This is a genomic window from Olivibacter domesticus (assembly GCF_900109575.1).
Classification (GTDB): Bacteria; Bacteroidota; Bacteroidia; order Sphingobacteriales; family Sphingobacteriaceae; genus Olivibacter; species Olivibacter domesticus.
Map to the genome: position 1 here is coordinate 2159018 of NZ_FOAF01000001.1, position 23338 is coordinate 2182355.

Sequence of the window (23338 nt, forward strand, 5' to 3'; positions counted from 1 at the left end):
GCAAACAATACTTGCCACAGCGATAAACATCTATAGAAAACTTGGCTTTAAAGAAGTACCTTTAGAAACAGGTATTTATGAAAGAGCCGATATTAAAATGGCGTTATCAATAAAGTAAAATGATGAAAGAACAGCAACCATTTTCCGATTTTGCACAACAATGGATTCAAGATTGGAACGATCATAACTTAGAAAATATTTTATCTCATTATTCGGAAGAAATACAATTTACTTCGCCAATTATCCAGCAATTAGCCATAAACACAGGCGGTAATTTAAACGGTAAACATGCGCTGAGAAAATATTTCTCAATCGGATTGGAAAAATATCCTCAGCTTACTTTTCATTTAATCCATGAGTTGATTGGTTTAAATTCCGTAGTTTTATTTTATCAAAGTATCAATGATTCTTATTCGGCAGAATTTATGGAGTTTGATGAAAAGGGTAAAGTTAAACGTGTTTGTGCGCATTATACCTCTTCAGTTAAATAAAAAATGAAAAAAAAATGGACACCTACCTGGCGAGTAAAAATTGAAGAATAAAACAATTATGATGCCTTTTTTAAATATTCGTTTCTCCTTCATCCACCGCTTAACATTTGCTTTCAACAAAAAACTGAAATATAGCTGGATAGCATTATTTCCTTTGTTCTTCCTCGATTGTAGCCCCAAAAGACACCCAAAACTGACGACGTCACCCCTTTCCAATTTTGTACATATAGAACAGGTTATTCCAGATGTCTTGTATGAGATACGATATGCCGGTAGACATAACTTTATAGGCAGACCTATAGATGGTTATAAAAAAAGTACTGCTATGCTCAGTGTCCCGGCCGCAGACTCACTAAAAAAGGTTCAATGCTATTTAAAAAAGCGTGGATACCGAATTAAGATATTTGATGCTTATCGGCCACAACGTGCTGTTAATCACTTTATACAATGGGCAAAAGTAAGCGACGATACGCTTATGAAAAGGGAATTTTACCCTCAAATTGACAAAAGGGACCTCTTTAAGTTAGGATATATAGCAGCAAGATCTGGCCATACGCGTGGGAGTACGGTAGACTTAACTATTGTAGATATCAATACAGGAAGAGAAATAGATATGGGCAGTCCTTTCGATTTCTTTGGAAACATCTCTCATCATGGCAGCCGTCAGATAAATGCGGAGCAACAAGCGCATCGTCTCCTTTTAAAAGAAGCTATGTTACAATTTGGGTTTAAAGCTTTACCGGAAGAGTGGTGGCACTATACGCTGGTAGAAGAGCCTTATCCAACAACATATTTTAATTTTGAAGTAAAATAACGTTAATAATTGTTATTTCAACGTTTGATACCTATTAAATTAGCTCGTTGCTGTCAATATGAATCTCGCACAACAAACTTAGGAAAGACTAGTTCTGCGGAAAACTTTTGAGTAAGATTTTCTTTAAATTTCCTTCATTCAATGGTTCCCAACTATAAGTAGATAAGTCGTTTATTTCTAATTCCTTTGTAACAAAATGCTCTGTAATAACGAACTGCTCATTCACCTGAACATAAGGTATCTGAAATAGATTATCCGTTTTAATAGCCAATTTTAACACTGTACTTAAATTTTTTAAGTCCGTTTTCATAGGTGATCGTTTTTATATATGTAAAAATAAACAACCCCCTCAATGAACGCAAATATTAATGAAATATACCTGAATTCAGGTATGAGAGCCAAGTCAAAGGATGGCTCTCATCTGAACAGTAACGCAGACAATTGCTTGATAGGATTAATCACTTTCGACATTAAAGATCTTTTGAATTGCCTGGTTTAAGTATCCGTTAATTTGATACCCAAAACAAATTTTCGGCATTCACATCTGTTGAGTATACGGTAACGCCAACAATCTGTCCATCCTTTACGGTATACACATCTATATTATCCACGGCCAAACTGGCTCCATCTGGACGAACCGCTTGCCAACTCAATAAACAGGCCACCTGATCACCATGAGAGGCAATTGATTTCACTGCTGTTAACTGTAGCGTATTAGCAGATATTTCGAGCATTTTACCCACCATTCCAAATACTTCTTCACGCGTATTTTTAATACCGGAAAGAACATTATTACCTGGTTGACTCCATTCAACTTCAGGATGCACTAATAAATTTAACGATTGAAGATCCGTTTCCTTAACAGCCGTTAAGAATTTGTTTACTGTTTCCTTTACTTGTTGTTCCATTTTGTAAGTTGTTTAATATAACACTCTATTAACTGTTTGATTGTGAGTAAAAATTATCACCTAATCATCGTAACAAAGATCATTCTTCATCCGAAAAAACAGGTTATCAAAACCCGACAATGACTTATCTTATCACGACACGTTTGACATTACTTAAATAACTCGTTTATATTTGTATGCTATATATAGATAAAATGAAAACAGATTATCAACCATTTATATCGGCCCTGTTAGCCTATGCCGTTCAAAGAGACGTTCATCCTGAAAAATTATGTCGACTCGCAGGTATAGCGTTTGATAAATTGAAAGCAGGGAATCTAAAGAGCATTCAACAGACACAAATGGATCATTTATGGTTAAATGTTATCAATTTAACCGGCGACCCCCTCTTTGGTTTACACTTCGGCGAATCTCTTCAGCTCTCAGCGCTAGGGGTTGTTGGCGAAATCATCAAGAGTAGCACGAACGTAGGAGAAGCCCTGACAATCGCCTCTACACTTGTTCCCTTAATCACTCCGATGATCGGCATTAGCATAACACATAATAACGATGCCTTTATTGTACATTTTGACTGCCTAGATAAGCAACAGGAAAAACAAGCAATTTATAAACAAACACTTGATTTGTTAATGGTCTTTGTCATACATGAACTTGATGGGTTGATTTTAGAAAAGATTAGGCCTATGAAAATAAAATACAAGAATAACATCAGTGATATAAACGTAAAAGAGTACACCCGCATTATGAGAAACCAACCTCAGCGCAGTAAACTGGAAAACAGTATCACATTTCCCGCTCTATACTGGAATGAACCAATACTTTCATCTAATTATGAGTTACAAAAAATATTAGTTAAGCAGCATCAAGAGCTACTAATTCAATCCTCCTCAAAAAACACTTTTCAAGCTAAAATATTTAACTATCTATTAGCTAATTCCTATTTAGGCTTAGTTTCGATTGAGCAAATTGCTGCTAATTTTAATGTAAGCGCACGTACACTTCAGCGTCGGTTAAAACTAGAAGGGGTAAGTTTTCAACAGGTCGCCGATGAAGCACGAAAAACACTTTCTATACAGTATCTTTCAGCTGGCGAATACTCCGTCAAGCAAGTATCTCATATGTTAGGCTACAACGAAATTAGCGCCTTTACCCGTACCTTTAAAAGATGGACAGGCATGGCGCCAAGTGGATTCCGTAAACAGGACGGCTAAATACCGCCAACTATTATTCGTTATATGCCGCACTGCTCCTTCCTTCATTCCATGAATTTCGAAACCAATTTTACTGTATCGGGTTATTCTGCCAATTTTGGAATTTTTAAAAATAGAAACATAGAAGTTAGCAGCGTCTTCAGCTTGTCTATCAAACCAAAGATTTGGTGAAATTTTTTGAACAACTGTTGTCTTTTCCATAACATGAATAATTTAAGATGGTAAACTATTCAAAGCTAACCCACATAAATCACTTAGTTCGCGGGGGAAGACGACATTCTAAAGGGCAGATACCGACAACCTCATTCTCTACCGATACAAAAACTTCCATCTTTGGTAAGTGATAGGAATTTCTTAGGTGAAACCCCTGTAAAATATTTAAAGTCTTTGATCAGATGACTTTGATCATGATAACCGTACTTCACTACCAAATCAATCCATTTTATTCTTTCGATATCAGCAGATGGAAAGAGTTGGGTAAGAAGCGTCTTAAAGCGTAAAAAACGAACAAGTTCCTTGGGAGAATAGCCTGTATACTTTTTAAAACGTAATTGAATACTCCGTTCAGAAACAGTCTCTTTTGCTGCAATTGCTTTCACAGGGTTCATAGCAGGGTTATGTATGAGCGGCACGCTATCTAACAAAGGTAAACTAGCCTTATCATTTCCTGAAATGGATGCGAGTAGATAGGTTGTTATTTTAGCCAGACGTTCTTTTGTATCAGAAATGGTGGCCAGCTGTTGCCAGATATTTTCCAACTTCGCTATATACTTTAAAACATCCTTTTCATTATTAAAATTAAAATCGTCTACCGCTAAGGAAAATAGTCTGTAAAAGCCATTATAAATAAATGGAAGAATCAATAAATCCGTCCCTCCTGTCAGCTCATAATTCATCATCTGTCGTAAAGGTCCGATGATTCCGATGTGGTCTATTGTTCGCGCGTCGCTCATTTTATCTCCAAATGAAAAGCTAACAGGAGCACCGAAATTAAAAACCACCATCATCTCTAGGTTTGGCGCCAAATGATAAACGCTAGGTTTCATTTTTAATGGCGTTCTGATTGTATAAAAATGGCCTAGTACCTCAGCCAGTTTGCCATCAATCGGATGTTTCTCTCCTATAGGTATCATCGGTTATGTTTACTATATTTATTAAGATAATCACTTCAACACGTTGCGTAATGTGCGTTTAAAATTTTATTCTTTCTCCTTTTCTTCATGTCGCATCCCCTTTCGTACGTTAAATACATGCAAAATAGCAGGAAAAAGTGCATCCATAGTTTCCACAGCTCCTCCAACCGAACCCGGCAATGTCATGATGAGCATGTTCTCCATAAAGCCAGCTATTCCTCTTGAGAGCATCGCCAAAGGTGTACGCTGTTGTCCATACATTCGAGCGGTCTCCATAACACCCGGTATTTCCTGATCTAATAACGGTCGTATAGCTTCAGGTGTTACATCACGTAACGAAAGGCCGGTACCACCCGTAAATAAAATCATTTGGTAACCTTGTGCTAAAAAATTTTTCGCCTTTTCCTGTATGATATCCTTTTCATCGGGTATTAAAACATATTCACTTGTTGTAATACCATATTTCGCTAGTTTATTTACAATAATCTTTCCCGAACGATCTTCTTTTATGCCGCTTGATACCGTATCTGAGCACACAATAACAGCACATTTAAATCCTTCTTTCACGGTTTCTATCAGGTCAGATTTCCCCCCTTTTTTGCTTTCAAGTTTTACGGAAGTAATTTCTACGCCTTTATCTATTGGCTTAAGCATATCATAGATGGTTAACGCTACATTCATCGCCCCATGCATCGCCTCAACCTCCACGCCAGTTTTATAGATCGTATGCACCTCCACCCTAATGATAATCGTTAAATCTACCACTTCATAGCTTATATGCGCATATTCTATGGGCAAGGGGTGGCAGTCGGGCACCATATCCGAAGTCTTTTTGATTGCTAATAAACCAGAAGCTCTGGAGAATTCAAAGACATCCCCTTTAGGCACTTTCTTATTGTGAATAGCATCGATAGTATCTAAAGTTGATACTTTTAAAATTGCCAGCGCAACAGCTTTTCGAAGTGTATTAAATTTATGCGTAATATCTACCATATTAATGATTCGTTTTCCATTGGTACCCCTCTTCAACAAAGCATTCTTTACCCCAAATAGGCAACTCGCTTTTTACTCTTTCCACGATTTCGTTACATGCTTCCATCGCAGCTTTTCTATGTGCAGATGCTGCTAATACAAATAAACAAATTTCGCCTGCTGCAACACTTCCTATACTATGATGAACTTCCATTTCAATAACCGGATACTTATTAAAGATTTCGCTCCGAATACCCTGCATCTTTTCTAAAGCCATCTCTTTATAGGCTGTATACGCGATAGAGGAAACTACCTGTTGATTAATAACATCAGCTCTAATCTGGCCAATAAAAATATTATATGCCCCTATTTTAGCATCACCACTATATTTCTGAATAACTTCTGCTATAAACAACGGTGAAATAGCACCCTCACAAAAAATTTGTTGCATATTCGCTTCTAATTTGAAACTTGCATACCCTACCTTCAATGGGATATGTAAAATAAAAAATTTTGATGATTCTAAATCGTATTTATTAAAGACAATACGCCTCCTTCCAAGCTAAAAACCCGCCTATTGCCTTGATTAATTATCTCTTCAAAACGTCGAGCAGCTAATTTACTTCTTTTCCCGCTTTGACAAACAAAAACAACCGTATCCTTTTTTATAAGTGAAGCGTGTTTTTCCAATGATGCAAGAGGAATCCGTAAATGGTTAAACCCATTTAATGTTGGCTGTTCACTTAATTCCCTAACGTCAATCAAATCAATTTCTTCTTCATTTAAAAGTGTAAGGAGCTCGTCCTTACTAAGTTCGTTCACTACAATCTCTTTAGCATTACATAGATAATGGTAATCCGTTGCTTCAAATGACTCCCTATTTTTTGGAATGAGAGAAGAACCATATAAAGTTGAGGTAATCTCTATCGTAAAGGAGCCATTATTCAACATATTATAGGTTTGTAATTTTCCTACGAGCGTATCTCCAATACCTGTAATTAGCTTAATACACTCATTTACTAATAAATTCCCGATTAAACCTGGCAATACATTTAACACACCCGCCTCGCTGCAATTCATAACTTCTCCTTCTTGTGGCGGTTGTGGAAAAATATCGCGATAATTAAAGCCATCCTTAAAAACAGCTACCTGTCCTTCATATCTGGAAATTGCTCCAAATATTAAAGGTCTATTTAAAAGAACGCAGGCATCATTTATCATATACCTACTTTGAAAATTGTCTGTCCCATCTATTACAATATCATAGGCATCAATTAAATCAAGTGCATTTGATGTCTCCATTCGATCGGGATAAGTGAGAATAGCAACGTCTGGATTCATCTTAGAAAGTAATTGTGCAGCACAATCAACTTTTCGTTTTCCTATATCCGAGGTGTTAAATAAAACCTGCCGATGTAGATTACTGAGTTCTACTAATCCGTCATCCACGATACCGATCGTACCTACGCCTCCAGCTACAAGATAAAGCAAAACAGGGCACCCTAATCCACCGGCACCAATTACCAATACCTTTGCCTGTTTTAATCTATTCTGACCTACCGCACCAAACTCTTTTAAGATTATCTGGCGGTGGTAACGTTCATGAAAGCTGTCGTTTTCCATTGCTTTTTAATTAACCCCCTGAAAAGGGAGGTAGCAGAGCTACCTCGGCATTCTCTAACAAGGCAACATTTTCCCTGATAATTTTTCTATCTACCGTTATTACATATTTAATCTCTCTAAGCAAGGGATAGGTAGCATGTAATATGTCATCAAGTTGATCAGTATCCGCTACATCAGTAAACACCATATGTGAGCAATGGGTTATATCTGTTATTTGTCCGAAAAAAAGCACTGAAACATTCATCACTATAGCAAATTGGGTAACAACAATAAGGCATAAAACAACAAAAAATTATCCATATAAGGGTATTAGATGTATTTCAACTAATTCGTCTCGCTCATATGATTTCATTTCCCCTAACACAACCAAGCAATTTGCTTCGGCAAATGAGCGAAGTCTAAATGATTCTTGTCCGGCCAAAATATCCACTTTACCACTTTTATAAATTCCTTTTAAGAAGTGCGTAAGCTGGTTCGTTTTAGTATAGGAATTGCTGAGAGGTGCTTTCAAGCATCGTAGCTTATCTTCCTGGCCTGCTAGCCTTCTGAGAACAGTCCACACATATTCATAAAAGCAAGTCAAAACAGAGGAAGGGTTGCCTGGTAGACCAAACACTGGTTTATCCCCCTTTCTACCAAAGAAAAGCGGCTTGCCAGGCCTTTGTTTCAGTCGATGAAAAAGTTGTTCGATGCCGCATAATTCAGCCGCTTTTACGACAAAGTCGTAATCGCCCACACTTACACCTCCTGTCAATAAAACAAGGTCTGATGAAGCTAAGGCCTTATCTAAAACCATTGTAGTATCTGCTAAGGTATCCTTAGCATAATAAATGATTACATCCCTAACTCCCATTTGAAACAACGCAGCACGGAGCATCGATGAAGAAGCCTCATAGACTTGTCCATGCAAGAGTTTCTCTCCTGGCATCTGCAATTCATCACCTGTAATGATGATAGACACCACAGGTGAGGCAAAGGTCGTGACTTCTACAATCCCAATAGCAGAAAGAAACCCTATAGTAGCTGGCGACAAATAGCTTCCTTTTCTTAAAGCAAGCTCTCCTTCAGCTATCTCGGCTCCTCTTACCCTAACATTTTGCCCTTTAACTAAATTCTTATCTAATACCGTTAGCTCAACGCCATTTAAGGTTGCGAGCTCTTGCATTACCACCGTATCAGTATCCTGTGGAAGCGCCGCACCGGTAAAGATACGGGCTGCCGTTCCATCTTCTATACGTAAGTGTTCCTGCTTGCCTGCTGGAACTTCCTCGACTACCTTTAACGGTTGGTTCCGAATCCCCTCATTAAAAGCAAAAGCGTATCCGTCCATTGACGATTGGTTAAAAGCAGGAATATCCACCATGGCGTAAACATCTTCTGCCAACACCTTATTAACTGCTTCAAAAACAGCTGTTTTTACAATTTTCTCGTTAAACACCTGTTTTTGAATAATTTCTTTTGCTTCTGTTACCGTGATCATTTGGTTAAAATTATATTCATCATTCGCATTTTACATAAACCCATACATGCCACATGCTAGCCCCCTATGCTGATCATACTTCGGTTTTCAATATCCTCATTTTTTAAATCAGAAAAATTAGTATTAAACTGACCGCCAAGGCTTTCTGCTTTCCCCCATACATTTTGCACAATTAACGGCGTTATGGATTCACCGTTCCTCAACGCTTTGAGCAAGTCGCTTTCATCTTTCGAGAACAAACAGTTCTTCATTTTACCATCAGCTGTTAGACGCATCCGGTTACAGCCCGCACAAAAGGGCGCACTCATCGTGCTAATAAAAGCAAAACTTCCCTTATGCCCGTTAATTTTATATTTTTTCGCGGTATCGTTCAGCTCGCCCGTCAATGGAAATACCTGATACTGTTCTTCAATTAACGCTAGCATCTCTTTCCAGCTAAACACCTGATTACTTGTCCAACGATTTCCAGCAAAAGGCATAAACTCAATGAATCGCACTTCTATGGGCTCATCTCTTGTCCATTTTATGAAATCCAATATCTCATTTTCGTTCAATGTCCGCATAACCACCATATTGATTTTGACATTGAAACCGCTATCCATCGCCAAACGAATATTTTGCATGGTCAGGTCAAATTTATCTCTTCGTGTTAAAAATTGGAATTTTTCGCTTGATAAGGTGTCCAAACTAATATTAAGGCTTCCCACGTTCGCCTCCTTTAGGACATTGATATACTGACTTAACAAAGTAGCATTAGTAGTTAAATGGAGCGAAACAGGTAATTTGGCAAGACGCAACAAAATATCGCCAAAATCCTTTCTGGCCATTGGCTCCCCTCCCGTAAGTCGAATTTTTGTAACACCAAGGTCTACAAATGTTTTTGCTATTTTTTCGATCTCCTCTGGTTGCATTAAATGCTTCATTGGGGTAAAATCATAGCTTTCTTCGGGCATGCAATAAAAGCAGCGAAGATTACATACGTCTGTAAGTGAAATCCTCAAATAATCATGTTTCCTATGGTGGCTATCTTCAATCATTATGCGCTATAATCATTTTTTCTTTTTCACTTGTATGTGTGAATCCTACCCGATCACGCTTATTTTATCGAATCGGTATTTATTAATACTTTGTAATTTTCTTCGGTATCAATATCTATTTCTCCCAAAGGCAAGAAAACAGTGACTGCTTCCGAATCGTATTTCTTAATAAGCTCTTTCGCACCAACATCCCCTTCCAATGTTAACAATTCAGGAAAAACCTGCTTATTGAATAAAGCGGGTACACCTTTTCTATTACTATATGTGCTAGCAACTATTTTAGCTTCTGTAGCTCGATGGCAGGCAATCAATCTTAAAAGGTGAGCTGTATTGACATATGGTTGATCACAAACCATCATGATAATATTTTCAATTTCATTATAATGATGCTGTATATATTGCACACCGCATCGGATCGAAGAGGCCATTCCTTCTCTAAATTGTTGATTCACTACCACCTTTACATTGAAATCTTTTATTTCATTTAATAGTGATTCCGCTTCAGCCCCTATTACCACAACAGTAACCGCCTCTTTAATTTGTTCAGCTACTTTTATCGCATGATTAAGTAGGTAATCGCCTTGATAAGTTAATAGCTGCTTAGGCCTACCCAATCTGTTAGACATCCCTGCCGCTAATAGTACGATACCATAGGATACCTTGTTCTGAGACCTTTTCATCTATTAAATTAAACATTAATAACGGCATTTACAATTTCAGTTTTTCTGTCGTGTATTTTACCTGATAAATCACGCAAATATCCGCCTGCCTTATTGGCAAACACAGCCTTTATTTCAGCAATGATTGAAAGCGCTATTTCTTCTGAAGTTTCAGCTCCTATATTTAAACCTACAGGACTGTATATATTTAGTAATTTCTGACGAAGATCGGCGCCTTCTTCTTCGAGCTCTTTCAATAGCTTATCGAGTTTCTTTTTTGGCCCCAACATACCGATATACCTTATTGAATAGGTTGATAAGGCCTTTAGCATATTTTTATCGTAATGATAGTTATGTGTCATTAATATAACAGCTGTTTTATCATCTATACTAATGTCTTTAAGGGCTTTTTCAGGTTCAGAAACAACCAACTGGCAATTAGGAAAACGTTGCGCACTTGCGTAATTAGGCCGTCCATCAACTAACGTAATACGCCAACCTAGCACCTCTGCAAGCTGCACCAACGGAAAGACATCATTTCCAGCGCCAACCACAACAAGTGACATATTAGGTGCTATATATTCCATAAAAGCCGTGAGCGGCGAATCAACAGGTTCCTTTTCTGAAGAGGTGTATTGGACGAAAAATGAACATCTCTTTTCGAATATTTCTTTCGCTTCTTCAGCTACTCGTTGAAAATCTATCGTCGTAACACTATTCTGCATCTGGTTACCGCCTTCTTTAAGGAGTAAACGCGTTCCTTGATCCTCCCGCCATTTATCGTGCAAGGAGAAAAAAGTAACGACTATAGAAGACTGTCTATTTTGCAGAGCAGCTTTTAAAAGCATAATAGGATTTGCCTCATCGTCCTGCAGGATAGGTTCTATAAGTACCCGTATAATACCATTGCATCCTAACCCTACACCAATAAAAGCATCGTCTTCATCAGATGTATCATACGTGGTCAGCAAGGGTTTACCCTGCATCATCACCATTAGCGCCTTCCTTAATGCATCTCCTTCCAAACAGCCTCCGCTGATGGCCCCCACAAGCATGCCATCCTCCTTAATCAACATACGTGCACCCGGCCCTCTATATGACGATCCTTCAACGTGTACAACAGTTGCCAATGCAACCTTTTGTTGATTTATGCAAGCCTCTTCATATGCCTGGATTATTTGCTTTATTTCTTTCATTAGCCAAACCTATCACGAACCACTGGTAATTAACAAAGATAACCATTATCAATCAATTGTATTACCGATGAGCACACTCCTTATATCCTTATTTTTAATTTCCATTGCTGACACCGCGTTACTTAATATCTCTACCGCATACATTATATCCTCCTCTTTAGTAAACCGCCCTAAACTTATTCGAATGGCATTGCGCGCAAGTTCATCCGTTAACCCCATTCCTTGTAATACATGGGAAGGCTTTTGCGTAATTCCTGAACAGGCACTTCCCCTGCTAAGCGCTAAATGCTTAGATGTTGCAAGCAAAAGCAGTTCAGCATCCACTGAGGGAAACAGCACATTTGTTATATGAGGTAATCTATTTTTCCCTCCATTTATACAAGCGGATGGAATCTTGCTTAATAGCATCGTTTCCAAGGTATCCCTTAAATGTTGTAGAAATGCGCTTTCAGCACGCATTTTTTTACTACAAATTTCAGCAGCTTTTCCGAACCCGACAATTCCGGGAACATTTAAGGTACCACTACGGCTTCCCCTTTCATGATCCCCGCCGTGTTGCTGACGTGAAATTTTTGACATAGGCAGGTTCCTTCTCACAAATAAAGCACCCACCCCCTTCGGCCCATACATCTTATGCGCGGAGAAAGACATTAAATCTATTTCGGCCTCGTTAACATTAACATCAACTTTTCCAACAGCCTGTGTAGCATCACAAAAAAAACAGACACCATATTTCCGTGCAATATGGCCTATTTCCCTCACCGGATTTAATACGCCCGTTTCATTATTTCCATACATCAATGCAATACAGAGCGTCTTTTCTTGAATAGCATCCTCTAATGCTTCCAAAGAAATTAGTCCGTATTCGTCTACATCTAAATAGGTGATGGAATAGCCTTTCTTTTCTAGATAGGCACAAGTGTCTAAAACTGCTTGATGTTCAACTTTCGATGTAATGATATGGTTTGTGCTGGATTCACTGGCATCTACGAGTCCTTTTAATGCTAGATTAATAGACTCTGTTGCCCCTGAAGTAAAAACAATCTCCTTCGATGCGGCCTGGATTAAATGTGCAATTTGTTCCCTGGCTATTTCTACAGCGTCCAATGCTAGCCAGCCAAAATTATGATCCCGGCTTGCCGCATTACCAAAATGTTCAGTAAAATAGGGTAACATACTTTGCACAACATCCGGATCGCACGGTGTCGTGGCACAATAATCGAGATATCTTGGAGAAGAAGTCATGCAAAAAGTCCGCTTTTAATAAATGGTTGCGTTTTAAGTCGTACGCCAGAGGCAGCAAATACCGCGTTTGCCAATGCCGGTCCTGCAGGAGGTAGACCCGGCTCGCCAAGCCCGGTAGGCTTTTCATTATTCTGAATAAAATGCACTTCCACTTCCGGCACCTCCCGCATCCGAATCATCCTATACGTATTAAAGTTTGTCTGATCGGGCTTACCTTTTGTTAGCGTAAGTTCAGCATACATCGCATGTCCAATCCCATCAATTATTCCTCCCTCCAACTGCGTCTCTGCACCGCTTAAATTCACAACAGTTCCACAATCTGCAACGCAATAGATTTTTTTAAGTTTTAATTTCCCATCTGCTTGCTTCTCTAATTCTGCCACTTCCGCAACATACGTTTCAAATGAAAAATGTGCCGCGAAACCCTGAAAAACATTCCCCGCCTTCTTCTTTCCCCATTCAGCCACTTCTGCAGCCTTTTTTATAACGGTAGCAAAACGATCTGGATTATAATTCACCTTACCTATAGGGTTATTTTTTGCCTGCTCCAACATTTCCAATCTAAATGCAACAGGATCTTTTCCTATTTTATGCGCAATCTCATCAATAAACGACTGTTCTGAGAATCCGATAAAATTATGCGTAGGCGCTCGCCAAGGGGCTGTTGATACTGGTGATTTATATTCCTCCGTGTCTACTTGAAAATTGGCCACCGCTCCTGCTGGAAAACTATCCCCGCTAGCGGCACTGCTTCCAACGCCAACAGAATGATGATGCCACGCTATTAATTTATTATCATTATCAACAGCCGCCTTATATTTATAACTATACATGGGTCTGTAAAAGCCCCCGCTCATATCACTTTCTCTCGACCAGATAACATTTACGGGTATATTTCCGGCTAGCTTGGATACTGTAGCTGCCTCTTCTACGAAATCAGACATCAATCTTCTACCAAAACCACCGCCCATTCGGGTCATCATAATAGCTATTTTTTCTTCGGGAATACCTAGTAATTCCGCAATGCGTGTTCTGGTTCGCTCAGGCGTTTGTATGGGACCATACAGTTCAGCACTATCTTTTTTGACATGCGCAAAGAAATTCATAGGCTCCATGGTGTTATGTGCCAAAAAGGGGGCCTCGAAATCTAATTCAACTACTTTTGCAGCAGAAGAAAAAGCTTCCAAAACATTGCCATCTTTTCTCCGGGATTCTTCTTTAGGTTCATTTAATAAAACGGATTTTAGATTTTTGCTATAATCAGTGGTACTTTCCAATATGCCATCATCTTTCCACTCCGCTTTAACCATTTTTGCACCCTGCAACACCTCCCATGTAGATTGTCCCAATACTGCTATTTTGTTTTCAAATTTAAGCACTTGTTTAACCCCGGGCGATTTTCTGGCCGCTGTATCATCTAAAGATTCCAATAACTGTCCAAATGCTGGCGGTCTGATAATCGTGGCATATAACATCCCCTCTCTTTTTGTATCAATACCATATTTAAACTGACCGGTTACAATAGCCTGATTATCTACATTAGCGATACGTTTACCAATCAGCTTAAAAGCTGCATTCGATTTAAGGTTTACTTCCTGTGGCACATCCAATGTTGCAGCACGCTCAACGAGCTCACCATATTTAGCTTTTTTCCCGCTTTTTTTATGTACAACCATACCATTTTCAGTATGGCAGGTATCTGCTGAAACGGCCCACCCCATTGCAGCCGCATTGATTAACATCTGCCGGGCAGTAGCTCCCACCTTACGAAAAGATTCCCAACTTTCGCGTACCGATCCGCTTCCGCCTGCAACTTGCCGGGTGTATTTATTGGTATCTAATCCAGCTTGCTCAACACGTATATCCTTCCAGTCTACATCAAGCTCTTCGGCAACCAAAATAGGGAGCGCCGTTTTTACTCCTTGACCGACTTCGGGATTGGGATTCATAATCGTGATTTCACCATTGGTGTCGATTTTCACGAAAGCGTTTAGATCGATCAGTTGGCCAGGCCTTTGCTCAGGCGAACAGGAAGAAAGAAAATTAAAGCCAAGTACAAAGCCTCCTCCAGCAATAGCACTTACACGGATAAAATTCCTTCTATTTAATTTTTTCACCAGTCCTTCCATAATTTTGTGTCCTCTGTTTTAATTTATGGTATGAGATTGACTAATTATTATACACGCGCTGTAGCAGCCGCCTTGATTGCCTTTTTTATCCGGTTATAGGTTCCACACCGACAGATATTAGTCATTGTTTTGTGAATGTCATCATCCGTTGGGCTGGGGTTTTCTTTCAGCAACGCAACCGCCGCCATAATTTGTCCACTTTGGCAATAACCACATTGTGGAACATCTATTTCCTTCCAGGCTAATTGAACAGGATGATCGCCACTTTCAGAAAGTCCTTCGATGGTTGTTATCTTTTCGTCGCCAACACTTTCTACAGGAAACATGCATGACCTAACTGCTGCATTTCCCACATGCACAGTGCATGCTCCACATTGTGTTATACCACATCCATATTTTGTACCCGTTAAACCTATAACGTCGCGTATTACCCATAATAGAGGCATTTTGGGATCTACCTCCACCTGATGCTTTTTGTTGTTAACTGTTATACTAAATGCTGCCATAATGTTTAGTTTTTTAGTAAAATATAACAATGATTTAAAAAAAGACTTCACGGATTTAAGTACATAGAATGGGGAGAAGCCTCTATCAAAAATAGAATTTTTTCTAAATAATCTACTATATCAGTCAAGAAAGTTACAGTTCGAAACAACGGGAAGGATTATGATACTTAATTTGTATAGCAAAAAAGGGATCCGCTTTCACAAATCCCTTTTCTGTAGATGGCAATATTTTATCTTCAATTTACTAGCTAGGCACGACACTATTAATAAACTCCTCAATATTAGTGTAGCCATCCTGGTCTCTATCTGCTGTTGCGTCATCGGCATCTTGAGGATTTAACCCATGTGCAGTCTCCCACTCATCTGGTATACCATCCTGATCCGAATCTTTATACGGTGTCCCTTCATATGTTGGGTAACCGCCCACTTGAGCGGGATCTGCAATAATACCGAGTTTGTAAGAATCTTTCGGTAAACGGCGTTTGATAAACGGACTAGCGATATCAACCGTATCCGCCTCTTTATTATAGAATATCTTACCTGTTTCCACTTGCTTCACAATACGTTTGTCTACAGCATCTCTTCTGGGTAAATTAGCGCCTACATTTTTAAGCACATAGCGATACGCTTCCTGCGCAGACGTCATTGTGATTTTGGCCATTGGAAAGGGTTTATCTACGCGGATTTTCGACGTAAACTTACCCGCATCTGGCATATCCTCTATCTGGACGCCACCATCCCAATTATTGGCTGTAACCCTTTCATTGCCTTCTACAATATTTCCGGCTACATAGGCCTTGCCATACTCGTCATGGTGATTTTCGGCCCTATTGCCTTCAGGTTTTAAGATTCGGTGGCCAATAGGTTTATCCAACGGCGTAATTGGCCCCGGTTTATAGTAATTATTTATAAAATTATAGAGCGATCGATGATCGCCCCCATCGGCACTTCGGTTCCACCAATTGAAGATAACATTATTCACAAAGCCAAAATCTCCATACATGCCTACCGATGGGTTTCTACTAATATTACTTGCCCACAAATTGCGCATAAAGGTGCTATTTAATCCACCTATCGTACTGCCAAAAGCATGGTTATAACGATCTAGCGCCTCAGAAAAAATAGAATTCTGGATAGTGACATTCACTGTAGGAAGCTTTTCTTGCTTTTGACTATCTCCTCTATTATACACATGGCGATACATCGACATGTTTTCGTCTAGACCCCAGCTGGCCGAAACGTGATCGATGATGATGTTTCCAACACCATTGCCCCCTAATGCATCATCTCTTCTGGTGACGTCTGTTGCTCCTCTTCTAAATCGCATATAACGAATCACCACGTCATGTGTGTCGATCAAAACGGACTCTCCTGCAATACAAATTCCATCACCTGGAGCTGTTTGTCCTGCAATTGTAATGTAGGGAGCACGAATGCTAATAGGACTCTTCAGTTGGATAATCCCCGCTACATTAAAAACCACAATACGTGCCCCACCTTGTTCGCAAGCATCTCGAAAGGTACCCGGACCACTGTCGGCTAGACTTGTTACAACATACACCTTGCCTCCACGGCCGCCAAAGGAAAAGGCACCTCCCCCCTCTGCACCAGGAAATGCAGGAATTTTCGACTGAGGTAGGTCTTCAGGCTTGCTCGCCCAAGGAATATATGGTTTTCCATTTTTTGCCTCTTTTTCGATGATAGGTAAGGCTCGTTTCCAAGCGGCATCAGCTTGCGCCTGAAATTTTGCCATTTCTGCATTTGCAGAATCTTCTACTGATGGAGGAATTACCGGATATTGTGCTTTCGTGCTATTTATTAAGCCAAATAAGAAAACGCACACCCACAATGTTTTTGTTATTTTACTTGTTAAGGTGAGAAAAAAGGTCTTTTTTACGATCAACATAGTTCTAAAAAGGTTAGCTGAACAAATATCTTCGATTGTTTAATGCAATTTTTACAGATTATTATCTTCTTAATATATGATATTGTCATACCATACATTTCTGTTTGTCATAAACAGCTTTAGTTATGTTCTTTGATATTTGTCTTTGCTTCACTGAACCTTCAACAGCGATTGAGCAATTCTTTGCCGAAAAATCGCCCTTACCTTAACGGAATATTTTGTTATCAAAATTATTCGACAATTAGCACATGTAAGTACTTCGTAACATCTATATGTGACATTGGTAATTCTATTCTGGAGCGGAATAAGTACAATTTTTGTGTTCTATATATGGAAGATAAACTAAAGGTAATTATGAGAAAGCTATTTTTATTTTCGGGAATCTTAACTCTCGCTCTAGTAACGCAGTTCCGTTTAGTTCATGCGCAAACAGATCAAACAGGTAATGTAACAGTTTCAATAGACTTGACCGCGCCGGTAATATCCATTGATTTAGGGGCGGACCCCAATGTAACCTTTGTCTATAGTACGCCTGAAGATTACACGACACCCCAGGTAGAACCAAAGCTTGGCCACTTTACGGTTGTGAGCAATCAAGATTATGAGGTAACTGTACAAGCTACAGAGGAATTTACCGTTGTACCGGAGAATGACGTCCCCATTCCACTGAATATTGTCCAGGTAAGCGTGGATCCTTCCACTACAGGTGGTGGAACACCAGCAGTAGTACCTTTGTCGTCAACCGCTGGGACCTTGGTAACTGATGGCCCGGCCACAATTGGAACAACCTATAATATTAACTATACTATCCCCGATGCCACGTCGCTAATTAACAAGATGCCAGATGTATATTCCACTACGGTTATTTATACAGCGACGCAAATTTGACGGTGTATGCTTTATGAAAAACAGCATTTAGGATTGACTAATAGGTTGTTAGCTCGATATTGGGTATTTTTTATCGGATTCTTTTATTTGCAATGTACTTGGACCTGCTTTGCTCAGGGAATATCTATATCTCCTTCTCGTATTTTTTTCAAAGGGATTCCTGGGGAAACGGTGCAAGAAATGATCACCCTGACGAATAGTTCTTCGATACCGTTTAATTTTACGACGGGACTGAAAGATTGGTATCGTGATTCAATAGGCAGAAAAGTTTATAGTGATCCCGGAACAGCGAACCATTCCAACAGTCAATGGTTAAAGCTCTCGGAATCCACTATTAACTTAAACCCGAACGAAACCAAACGCATAGCTGTATCGTTAACGGTTCCGCAAGATTCGTCAGCAAACAGTCTGACGAACAGCATGCTTTTCTTTACGCAAATGAAGGAGCAAAACAAGGTTTCAAAAGAACGAAAGCAGCTAGGTGTGAACGTCCTTTTAGAGGTGGGCGTACAGATTTATCATATACCATCCGGACTTACGTCTGGAGAACTGGATTTCTTAGCTTTTGAAGATCGAGGTGCTATTAGCATCGCGGCAGACAGCTTTCGACGAGTAGCGTTGAAGGTTAAAAATACTGGAAAAATTAATAAGGACGCCCAAGTACGTTTTGAATTAACAAATATGCAAACCGGGAAGGAGATTCCAATAAAAACGACAGCAATAGCCATGTTGCCGGAAGCTGTACAATGGATTTATGTAGATTTGCCGCTTTCACTGAAAGGGAAGTATTTAGGGGTTGCTATTTTAGACGCAGGAAATAATTATGAATTGCGGGTTGCCGAGAAAGAGATTCGTTATTAAAGGCTTACTTTTTTGGTACCTTTCGCTCTCGATTCCAACGTATGGACAGATCGTCATTAATTTACCGCAAGCAAATATCACTTCACGTTCAGTTTACACAGCTACGCTGGCGAGCGGCACCTATTCGAGCCTAATTAGCTTAATACCAAGCATCGAAGTAAGAGCAAATAGCGCCAACTTTGCCAATACCGTTGGAGGATCGTCTACTCTGCCTTTGAATATTGCTCATATACGCTTAAGAAGCATAGGGTCTCTTTCGTTGTTAGGGCTGTCAGCCGAGGTCACCTTGAATACATCTTATGGTTTACTGTACGCGGCCTTAGCCAGTATTTCATCAGGTGCTGTTACGGCCGATTATCGCATAACAACCGCTAGCCAAACCTGGGTGGCAGGCATTTACCGTACTCCAATCAATTTCAGGACCGGGCTCATATTCCCGAATCAAATTACCCCAACAACACCCAACTTAGATATAAATGTACCGGGATTTATTGCTCCCCAAACAACACTTCCTGCGCTAAGTTTACCGGTGAATAATCTGAGTTTTTTTAGAAACAGCACCGGCATCAACGCCTCAGGCAACATTGCTGTTTCCACAACGGTACCCTACTTACTTAATCTGCAAACAACCGGTACTCAATTTTCGTTCAGCACCAGCAGCACTTATAATCAAGTACCCACGACCTCGGTTGGTCTTGTCAGTTCAACCTTATCGAATATAGCGACGGCAACGCCTATTACACTTTCTACTAGCTCCCAACCACTAACGGCTGCTTCGGGTATTGCAGTCCCTTTAAACAATAACCAAACATTGACGGCCAACTTTTCCATCACGGGGAATAACCTGAAAACCGGTTTTGTGCAAGCAGGCACCTATTCGGTACCTTTTACCTATACATGGAGTAAATTAACAAGTGCCTATCCCAACGGTGCTTTACAGGCACAACGAAATGGAAGCCTCCAAGTGGTGGTAAGTGACTTGTCCGAGCTAGTAGCTTTACAGCCAAGTGTCAGCCTCGTTTTCGATGATGTCACTGATTATCGGCAGGGCATAACACGGGATCTTACACAGCACCTCCGCATCAGTAAAACAACGCCTTATAGCCTTTACGTACGAGCATCAGCGGCCAATTTTTCAGGATCAGGCGGACAAATACCGGTGAATATATTACGTATTGGTGCCGCTTCAGGGCAAACGGGTATCAACACAGTTAGCCTCTCCACCACCCCCCAACAGTTGATAAACAATGCCAACCCAGTAATTGACAGAACCTTGGATATTCGCTATAGTATCCTTAACACGGCAGTATCACAATTACTTGGTAAACCGGCGGGTACTTACAGCACTACTGTTATTTACAGCTTTACCGCCCTTTAACTACTAGAATTTCTTAATCCCCACCTTACGGCGCTGATCACGGTACTTGAAATCCAGTATATATTTTTCCTGTGCTGCATTCATATTGATCTGTTCTACCTTATTTTCGATAGAGAAGGGCATGTCCTCCGTTTCAATCGTAATTTTGTAAATGTCCGGCGCTAAATAAAAAGTGTATTTACCTTCCTGATCGGTAAGCGTCTGATGCTGCCTACCCTGTGAATCGGTTGCAATGAGGCGAATACCCGATAAGAGCGGAGCAGTAGACTGATAGTTTTTACCCATAACCTGCATCCTTCCCTGCAGCATTCTAGTTTGTGTAAGTGGAACTTCTATTGTTTTATTTTTATTGAGCACAATGGATACCGGTTCTGTACTTATCCACCCTTTGGTACTCACCAAATCAACGGTATAATTTCCAATTGGCATGTGTTGAAATTCTGCTTGGCCAGAATTGTCTGTAACCGCGGTCTGATCGTTCATTTTCACCATGAGATCAGCAATGTACGATTCATCTTCGTCTCGATTGCCATTATTATTCATATCGCCATAGTAGATTAGACGAAGTTTTTTTCCGTTGGACGCATGCATTGCGGCAAACTGTTTTTCAATTCCAATGCGAATTTGTCTCGTATCAAAAGAAGATCGAATGTAGCTGAAACCCACTTCCGCCGGTACAGCGGTCCTCATTTTCATTACCGTATAAAAAACATCGGTGGCAATCGCCCAATTGCCCTTCAATTGCCATCGCGCCGAACCATTTACTGAATAATTATGTGTATTCGTAAAACCATAATAATTATACATGGCTGCCAGTTGTACCTGGAGTTTGTTTTTGAAAATTGTAAAATTAGTATTAGGACCTATGGAATACAATCGATACGCAGCATCATTTGCGTTGGCAAACAAATCGCTCAGGTAATAAGGGTTTATTTGAATATAAGTACTAACGCCAAATAGGGGGTTGATATAGCTACCATTAACGCGTAAGGAGTGATAAGGATCGGGAGCCATAGGCGTCGTGCTTTCATAGACGTATCCGTAGTCAGCGTGCAAATAGAAACTATGCACAGGAGCAGCATAACTTAGGTTTAGTTGTGAACGGATTGCAGCGGATTTCCATCGAGGTTGGCTCGCTCCATTAGGTGAATACGTTCCATTCCGTAAACGCTGTTGCATCAGATAGGGCTTGACTTCCAGACGAAAGCTGCCTAAACTCATGCTATAACCCAGTTCATAAACATAAATACTATTTTGAAAAGGTAAATAGCCATATCCATATCTTCTGCCCTGATAAGAAGGTCGGTTGTTCAACAAACTAACACGCGCGGAATATGTCTGCCCACTTTCTGTCGTTTTAAGTATTCGTGTATCACTTTGCAGAATACCGCGTCGAAGCCCTGTAAAGTAAGGACTACTATAGTAATTATTCGTGCTGAATTGATAGCCATTACGGGTAATCGAATAATCAACTCCTCCCGCCACCGCCCGTTTAGTGCTTGGCGTATCGGTAAAAGTTTCCTGGCTATAACCGGCTTCTATTCTTAAGTTATGCTGCTCTCCTAGTTTAAATGGAATTGCCGTACTGACTTGATGACTATTTAAGGCATTAAATGATTGATGACTATGTACGTATGTCAAACGTCCCTCCTGCCCATCTCTTAAAAAATTATAATTTGCAGCCAAGATATTTTCATTCGGCAAATCATTGAATATCTGCGAAGCAAGCATATAATTGTTTTGAAGCGCATATACACTTATACGATCCACGTCATTGAGATAATAACTGGCACGAGCACCACGACCACTCAAGGCGTAGTCTAAATTTTCATATATATTACCCAATTTCACACCAAATTGCCTATTTCTATATGACAAATAGGTATCATAAAGATTCACGCCACCCAATTGCTGATAGTAATCAAGATTCAATCGATAGTTCAAATTATGGTTGTTCGCCATGTTAAGTTGACCATTCGCTTGCATCTGGTAAATCTCATTATACTGATTTAAGCTGAGATACCGAAAGGCAGCTGTATTATTGGGTGTCTGTGCGAAAGGGGCGTTGCTAAAGAAAGAACTAACACTGTTAACACTTTGAACACGCACACGATATACTGCCAGTTGCTGGCCACTGGCGTCAACTGCCTGAATAGTAACCGAAAAATCAGAAGCCTGGCGACTGTCGGTTTTCTTCCGAGCGGTGAAGGGAACCAATTGACGACCACCCGGGGGTAGCGTCATGTTCATCTGTTCTCCTATAAATTCCAAACCCTCTGGGACCTCGCTTAAGATCAGTCGAAACGAAAGGGGAATCAGTCCGCTGTTTACACAATTCAACATTAGCTGTGTTTGGTTACTTGTTGGCTGCAAGAAGTAGACTGGCTGTTCCGTCTGCAGTGTCAATGTGCGTATGTCTGCTAATTGCGTGTAAAAGTAAGCAGCCGAAGCCGCTTTCACATTATGATTCATTACTTTTAGGTGCACTCCAAAGTGTTGCAGGTTTTCGACGATCGTCTTTTTATCTGCTAAATACTTTACTGGAAATGCTTTCTGTTCGCCTGGTGAGATTCTTATCGTATCCGGTAAGGCAATGAGGGCATTATGCGACGCTTTGCTTGCTGGTTCCATTTTTAGAAGGACCGATTGCTTGCTATGGTTTTTCACTACGAGCTTATTACTAAATGTTTTACCGGGTTGTATAATAATCGTATCTTTCTCGAAAGCGTAGATAAGTTCTGGAGGTTCTTGCGCATACAGATAAGTTGGGACTAACGCCATTGCGTAAAGAAGGATTACTATGGTCAAAATGCCTTTAAGGAGCATGGCGTGTCTACATTAAAAATCCCCAAAAACAAATATTCGATTTAGCAAAGAAAATGGGAAAAGATCGGTGTCACA

23 protein-coding genes are annotated in these 23338 nt (G+C 39.9%); 6 read left to right on the forward strand and 17 right to left on the reverse strand.

Translation table 11 applies throughout. The annotated features are described in order from the left end of the window. Positions 1-119: 119 nt before the first annotated feature. On the forward strand, positions 120-491 hold the full coding sequence (locus BMY50_RS09515) for a nuclear transport factor 2 family protein (protein ID WP_238383701.1): 372 nt from the start codon (positions 120-122) through the stop codon (positions 489-491). A gap of 58 nt (positions 492-549) precedes the next feature. Then, the gene (locus BMY50_RS09520; protein WP_202907774.1) at positions 550-1305 is read left to right on the forward strand and encodes a M15 family metallopeptidase; all 756 of its coding nucleotides are present in this window, start codon (positions 550-552) and stop codon (positions 1303-1305) included. Positions 1306-1393: 88 nt separating this feature from the next. On the opposite strand, the gene BMY50_RS09525 is transcribed toward BMY50_RS09520, so the two are convergent. Further along, the gene (locus BMY50_RS09525; protein WP_093322846.1) at positions 1394-1615 is read right to left on the reverse strand and encodes a hypothetical protein; all 222 of its coding nucleotides are present in this window, start codon (positions 1613-1615) and stop codon (positions 1394-1396) included. 196 nt (positions 1616-1811) lie between these two features. Continuing rightward, positions 1812-2213 (reverse strand): nuclear transport factor 2 family protein, encoded by a 402-nt coding sequence (locus BMY50_RS09530; protein WP_093322848.1) that lies wholly within the window; start codon positions 2211-2213, stop codon positions 1812-1814. 194 nt (positions 2214-2407) lie between these two features. On the opposite strand from BMY50_RS09530, the gene BMY50_RS09535 reads away from it, so the two are divergent. Then, entirely contained in the window at positions 2408-3424 is a 1017-nt protein-coding gene (locus BMY50_RS09535) for an AraC family transcriptional regulator (protein ID WP_093323738.1), read from the forward strand. Here BMY50_RS09535 and BMY50_RS28595 read toward each other — a convergent pair. The 14 genes from BMY50_RS28595 to BMY50_RS09605 form a co-directional block, all read right to left on the reverse strand. Beyond that, positions 3335-3625, reverse strand: a complete 291-nt coding sequence (locus tag BMY50_RS28595; RefSeq protein ID WP_093322850.1) for a VOC family protein — start codon at positions 3623-3625, stop codon at positions 3335-3337. The genes BMY50_RS09535 and BMY50_RS28595 overlap by 90 nt on opposite strands. Before the next feature lie 101 nt (positions 3626-3726). Then, positions 3727-4557, reverse strand: coding sequence for an AraC family transcriptional regulator (locus BMY50_RS09545; protein WP_093322852.1), 831 nt, complete (start codon positions 4555-4557; stop codon positions 3727-3729). Positions 4558-4623: 66 nt separating this feature from the next. Continuing rightward, entirely contained in the window at positions 4624-5550 is a 927-nt protein-coding gene (gene moaCB, locus BMY50_RS09550) for a bifunctional molybdenum cofactor biosynthesis protein MoaC/MoaB (RefSeq protein WP_093322855.1), read from the reverse strand. 1 nt (position 5551) lies between these two features. After that, positions 5552-5980, reverse strand: coding sequence for a molybdenum cofactor biosynthesis protein MoaE (locus BMY50_RS09555; protein WP_093323741.1), 429 nt, complete (start codon positions 5978-5980; stop codon positions 5552-5554). A 71-nt stretch (positions 5981-6051) separates the two neighbouring features. After that, the gene (locus BMY50_RS09560; protein ID WP_093322858.1) at positions 6052-7152 is read right to left on the reverse strand and encodes a HesA/MoeB/ThiF family protein; all 1101 of its coding nucleotides are present in this window, start codon (positions 7150-7152) and stop codon (positions 6052-6054) included. 10 nt (positions 7153-7162) lie between these two features. After that, on the reverse strand, positions 7163-7396 hold the full coding sequence (locus tag BMY50_RS09565; RefSeq protein WP_093322860.1) for a MoaD/ThiS family protein: 234 nt from the start codon (positions 7394-7396) through the stop codon (positions 7163-7165). A 48-nt stretch (positions 7397-7444) separates the two neighbouring features. Further along, positions 7445-8632: a molybdopterin molybdotransferase MoeA gene (locus BMY50_RS09570; RefSeq protein WP_093322863.1), complete on the reverse strand. Its 1188-nt coding sequence runs from the start codon at positions 8630-8632 to the stop codon at positions 7445-7447. Positions 8633-8688: 56 nt separating this feature from the next. Beyond that, positions 8689-9669 (reverse strand): GTP 3',8-cyclase MoaA, encoded by a 981-nt coding sequence (gene moaA, locus BMY50_RS09575; RefSeq protein ID WP_093322865.1) that lies wholly within the window; start codon positions 9667-9669, stop codon positions 8689-8691. A gap of 59 nt (positions 9670-9728) precedes the next feature. Next, positions 9729-10349 carry a nucleotidyltransferase family protein gene (locus BMY50_RS09580; protein ID WP_093322868.1) on the reverse strand — a complete coding sequence of 207 codons (621 nt, stop codon included), beginning with the start codon at positions 10347-10349 and terminating at the stop codon, positions 9729-9731. An 8-nt stretch (positions 10350-10357) separates the two neighbouring features. After that, positions 10358-11524 carry an XdhC family protein gene (locus BMY50_RS09585; RefSeq protein ID WP_093322870.1) on the reverse strand — a complete coding sequence of 389 codons (1167 nt, stop codon included), beginning with the start codon at positions 11522-11524 and terminating at the stop codon, positions 10358-10360. A 48-nt stretch (positions 11525-11572) separates the two neighbouring features. Beyond that, positions 11573-12769: a cysteine desulfurase family protein gene (locus tag BMY50_RS09590; protein WP_093322871.1), complete on the reverse strand. Its 1197-nt coding sequence runs from the start codon at positions 12767-12769 to the stop codon at positions 11573-11575. Further along, positions 12766-14898, reverse strand: coding sequence for a xanthine dehydrogenase family protein molybdopterin-binding subunit (locus BMY50_RS09595; protein ID WP_093322873.1), 2133 nt, complete (start codon positions 14896-14898; stop codon positions 12766-12768). The genes BMY50_RS09590 and BMY50_RS09595 overlap by 4 nt, the downstream gene beginning before the upstream one ends. A 47-nt stretch (positions 14899-14945) precedes the next feature. Further along, a complete protein-coding gene (locus BMY50_RS09600) occupies positions 14946-15404 on the reverse strand; it encodes a (2Fe-2S)-binding protein (RefSeq protein ID WP_093322874.1) in 459 nt (152 codons plus the stop codon). A gap of 244 nt (positions 15405-15648) precedes the next feature. Next, positions 15649-17310, reverse strand: coding sequence for a pectate lyase family protein (locus BMY50_RS09605; RefSeq protein WP_238383702.1), 1662 nt, complete (start codon positions 17308-17310; stop codon positions 15649-15651). 354 nt (positions 17311-17664) lie between these two features. Here BMY50_RS09605 and BMY50_RS09610 point away from each other — a divergent pair, with 354 nt between their 5' ends. Genes BMY50_RS09610 through BMY50_RS09620 form a run of 3 tightly spaced genes read left to right on the forward strand, consistent with a single transcriptional unit; the run spans position 17665 to position 20437 of the window. After that, positions 17665-18198: a hypothetical protein gene (locus tag BMY50_RS09610; RefSeq protein ID WP_139202243.1), complete on the forward strand. Its 534-nt coding sequence runs from the start codon at positions 17665-17667 to the stop codon at positions 18196-18198. 6 nt (positions 18199-18204) lie between these two features. Further along, positions 18205-19059 carry a COG1470 family protein gene (locus tag BMY50_RS09615; RefSeq protein ID WP_093322877.1) on the forward strand — a complete coding sequence of 285 codons (855 nt, stop codon included), beginning with the start codon at positions 18205-18207 and terminating at the stop codon, positions 19057-19059. Beyond that, positions 19034-20437, forward strand: a complete 1404-nt coding sequence (locus BMY50_RS09620; RefSeq protein ID WP_093322880.1) for a hypothetical protein — start codon at positions 19034-19036, stop codon at positions 20435-20437. Before BMY50_RS09615 ends, BMY50_RS09620 begins: the two co-directional genes overlap by 26 nt. A gap of 3 nt (positions 20438-20440) precedes the next feature. Here the strand turns inward: BMY50_RS09620 and BMY50_RS09625 are convergent, their stop codons facing one another. Next, complete coding sequence (locus tag BMY50_RS09625) at positions 20441-23218, reverse strand: hypothetical protein (RefSeq protein ID WP_162276570.1); 2778 nt, start codon at positions 23216-23218, stop codon at positions 20441-20443. Positions 23219-23338: the final 120 nt, after the last annotated feature.

What these genes read in the sequence shown, in the direction of transcription:
- BMY50_RS09515 (WP_238383701.1), top strand. Translation starts at nt 120, where the DNA reads ATGATGAAAGAACAGCAACCATTTTCCGATTTTGCACAACAATGGATT.
- BMY50_RS09520 (WP_202907774.1), top strand. Translation starts at nt 550, where the DNA reads ATGATGCCTTTTTTAAATATTCGTTTCTCCTTCATCCACCGCTTAACA.
- BMY50_RS09525 (WP_093322846.1), bottom strand. Translation starts at nt 1,615, where the DNA reads ATGAAAACGGACTTAAAAAATTTAAGTACAGTGTTAAAATTGGCTATT.
- BMY50_RS09530 (WP_093322848.1), bottom strand. Translation starts at nt 2,213, where the DNA reads ATGGAACAACAAGTAAAGGAAACAGTAAACAAATTCTTAACGGCTGTT.
- BMY50_RS09535 (WP_093323738.1), top strand. Translation starts at nt 2,408, where the DNA reads ATGAAAACAGATTATCAACCATTTATATCGGCCCTGTTAGCCTATGCC.
- BMY50_RS28595 (WP_093322850.1), bottom strand. Translation starts at nt 3,625, where the DNA reads ATGGAAAAGACAACAGTTGTTCAAAAAATTTCACCAAATCTTTGGTTT.
- BMY50_RS09545 (WP_093322852.1), bottom strand. Translation starts at nt 4,557, where the DNA reads ATGATACCTATAGGAGAGAAACATCCGATTGATGGCAAACTGGCTGAG.
- moaCB (WP_093322855.1), bottom strand. Translation starts at nt 5,550, where the DNA reads ATGGTAGATATTACGCATAAATTTAATACACTTCGAAAAGCTGTTGCG.
- BMY50_RS09555 (WP_093323741.1), bottom strand. Translation starts at nt 5,980, where the DNA reads ATGCAACAAATTTTTTGTGAGGGTGCTATTTCACCGTTGTTTATAGCA.
- BMY50_RS09560 (WP_093322858.1), bottom strand. Translation starts at nt 7,152, where the DNA reads ATGGAAAACGACAGCTTTCATGAACGTTACCACCGCCAGATAATCTTA.
- BMY50_RS09565 (WP_093322860.1), bottom strand. Translation starts at nt 7,396, where the DNA reads ATGAATGTTTCAGTGCTTTTTTTCGGACAAATAACAGATATAACCCAT.
- BMY50_RS09570 (WP_093322863.1), bottom strand. Translation starts at nt 8,632, where the DNA reads ATGATCACGGTAACAGAAGCAAAAGAAATTATTCAAAAACAGGTGTTT.
- moaA (WP_093322865.1), bottom strand. Translation starts at nt 9,669, where the DNA reads ATGATTGAAGATAGCCACCATAGGAAACATGATTATTTGAGGATTTCA.
- BMY50_RS09580 (WP_093322868.1), bottom strand. Translation starts at nt 10,349, where the DNA reads ATGAAAAGGTCTCAGAACAAGGTATCCTATGGTATCGTACTATTAGCG.
- BMY50_RS09585 (WP_093322870.1), bottom strand. Translation starts at nt 11,524, where the DNA reads ATGAAAGAAATAAAGCAAATAATCCAGGCATATGAAGAGGCTTGCATA.
- BMY50_RS09590 (WP_093322871.1), bottom strand. Translation starts at nt 12,769, where the DNA reads ATGACTTCTTCTCCAAGATATCTCGATTATTGTGCCACGACACCGTGC.
- BMY50_RS09595 (WP_093322873.1), bottom strand. Translation starts at nt 14,898, where the DNA reads ATGGAAGGACTGGTGAAAAAATTAAATAGAAGGAATTTTATCCGTGTA.
- BMY50_RS09600 (WP_093322874.1), bottom strand. Translation starts at nt 15,404, where the DNA reads ATGGCAGCATTTAGTATAACAGTTAACAACAAAAAGCATCAGGTGGAG.
- BMY50_RS09605 (WP_238383702.1), bottom strand. Translation starts at nt 17,310, where the DNA reads ATGTTGATCGTAAAAAAGACCTTTTTTCTCACCTTAACAAGTAAAATA.
- BMY50_RS09610 (WP_139202243.1), top strand. Translation starts at nt 17,665, where the DNA reads ATGAGAAAGCTATTTTTATTTTCGGGAATCTTAACTCTCGCTCTAGTA.
- BMY50_RS09615 (WP_093322877.1), top strand. Translation starts at nt 18,205, where the DNA reads ATGCTTTATGAAAAACAGCATTTAGGATTGACTAATAGGTTGTTAGCT.
- BMY50_RS09625 (WP_162276570.1), bottom strand. Translation starts at nt 23,218, where the DNA reads ATGGCGTTAGTCCCAACTTATCTGTATGCGCAAGAACCTCCAGAACTT.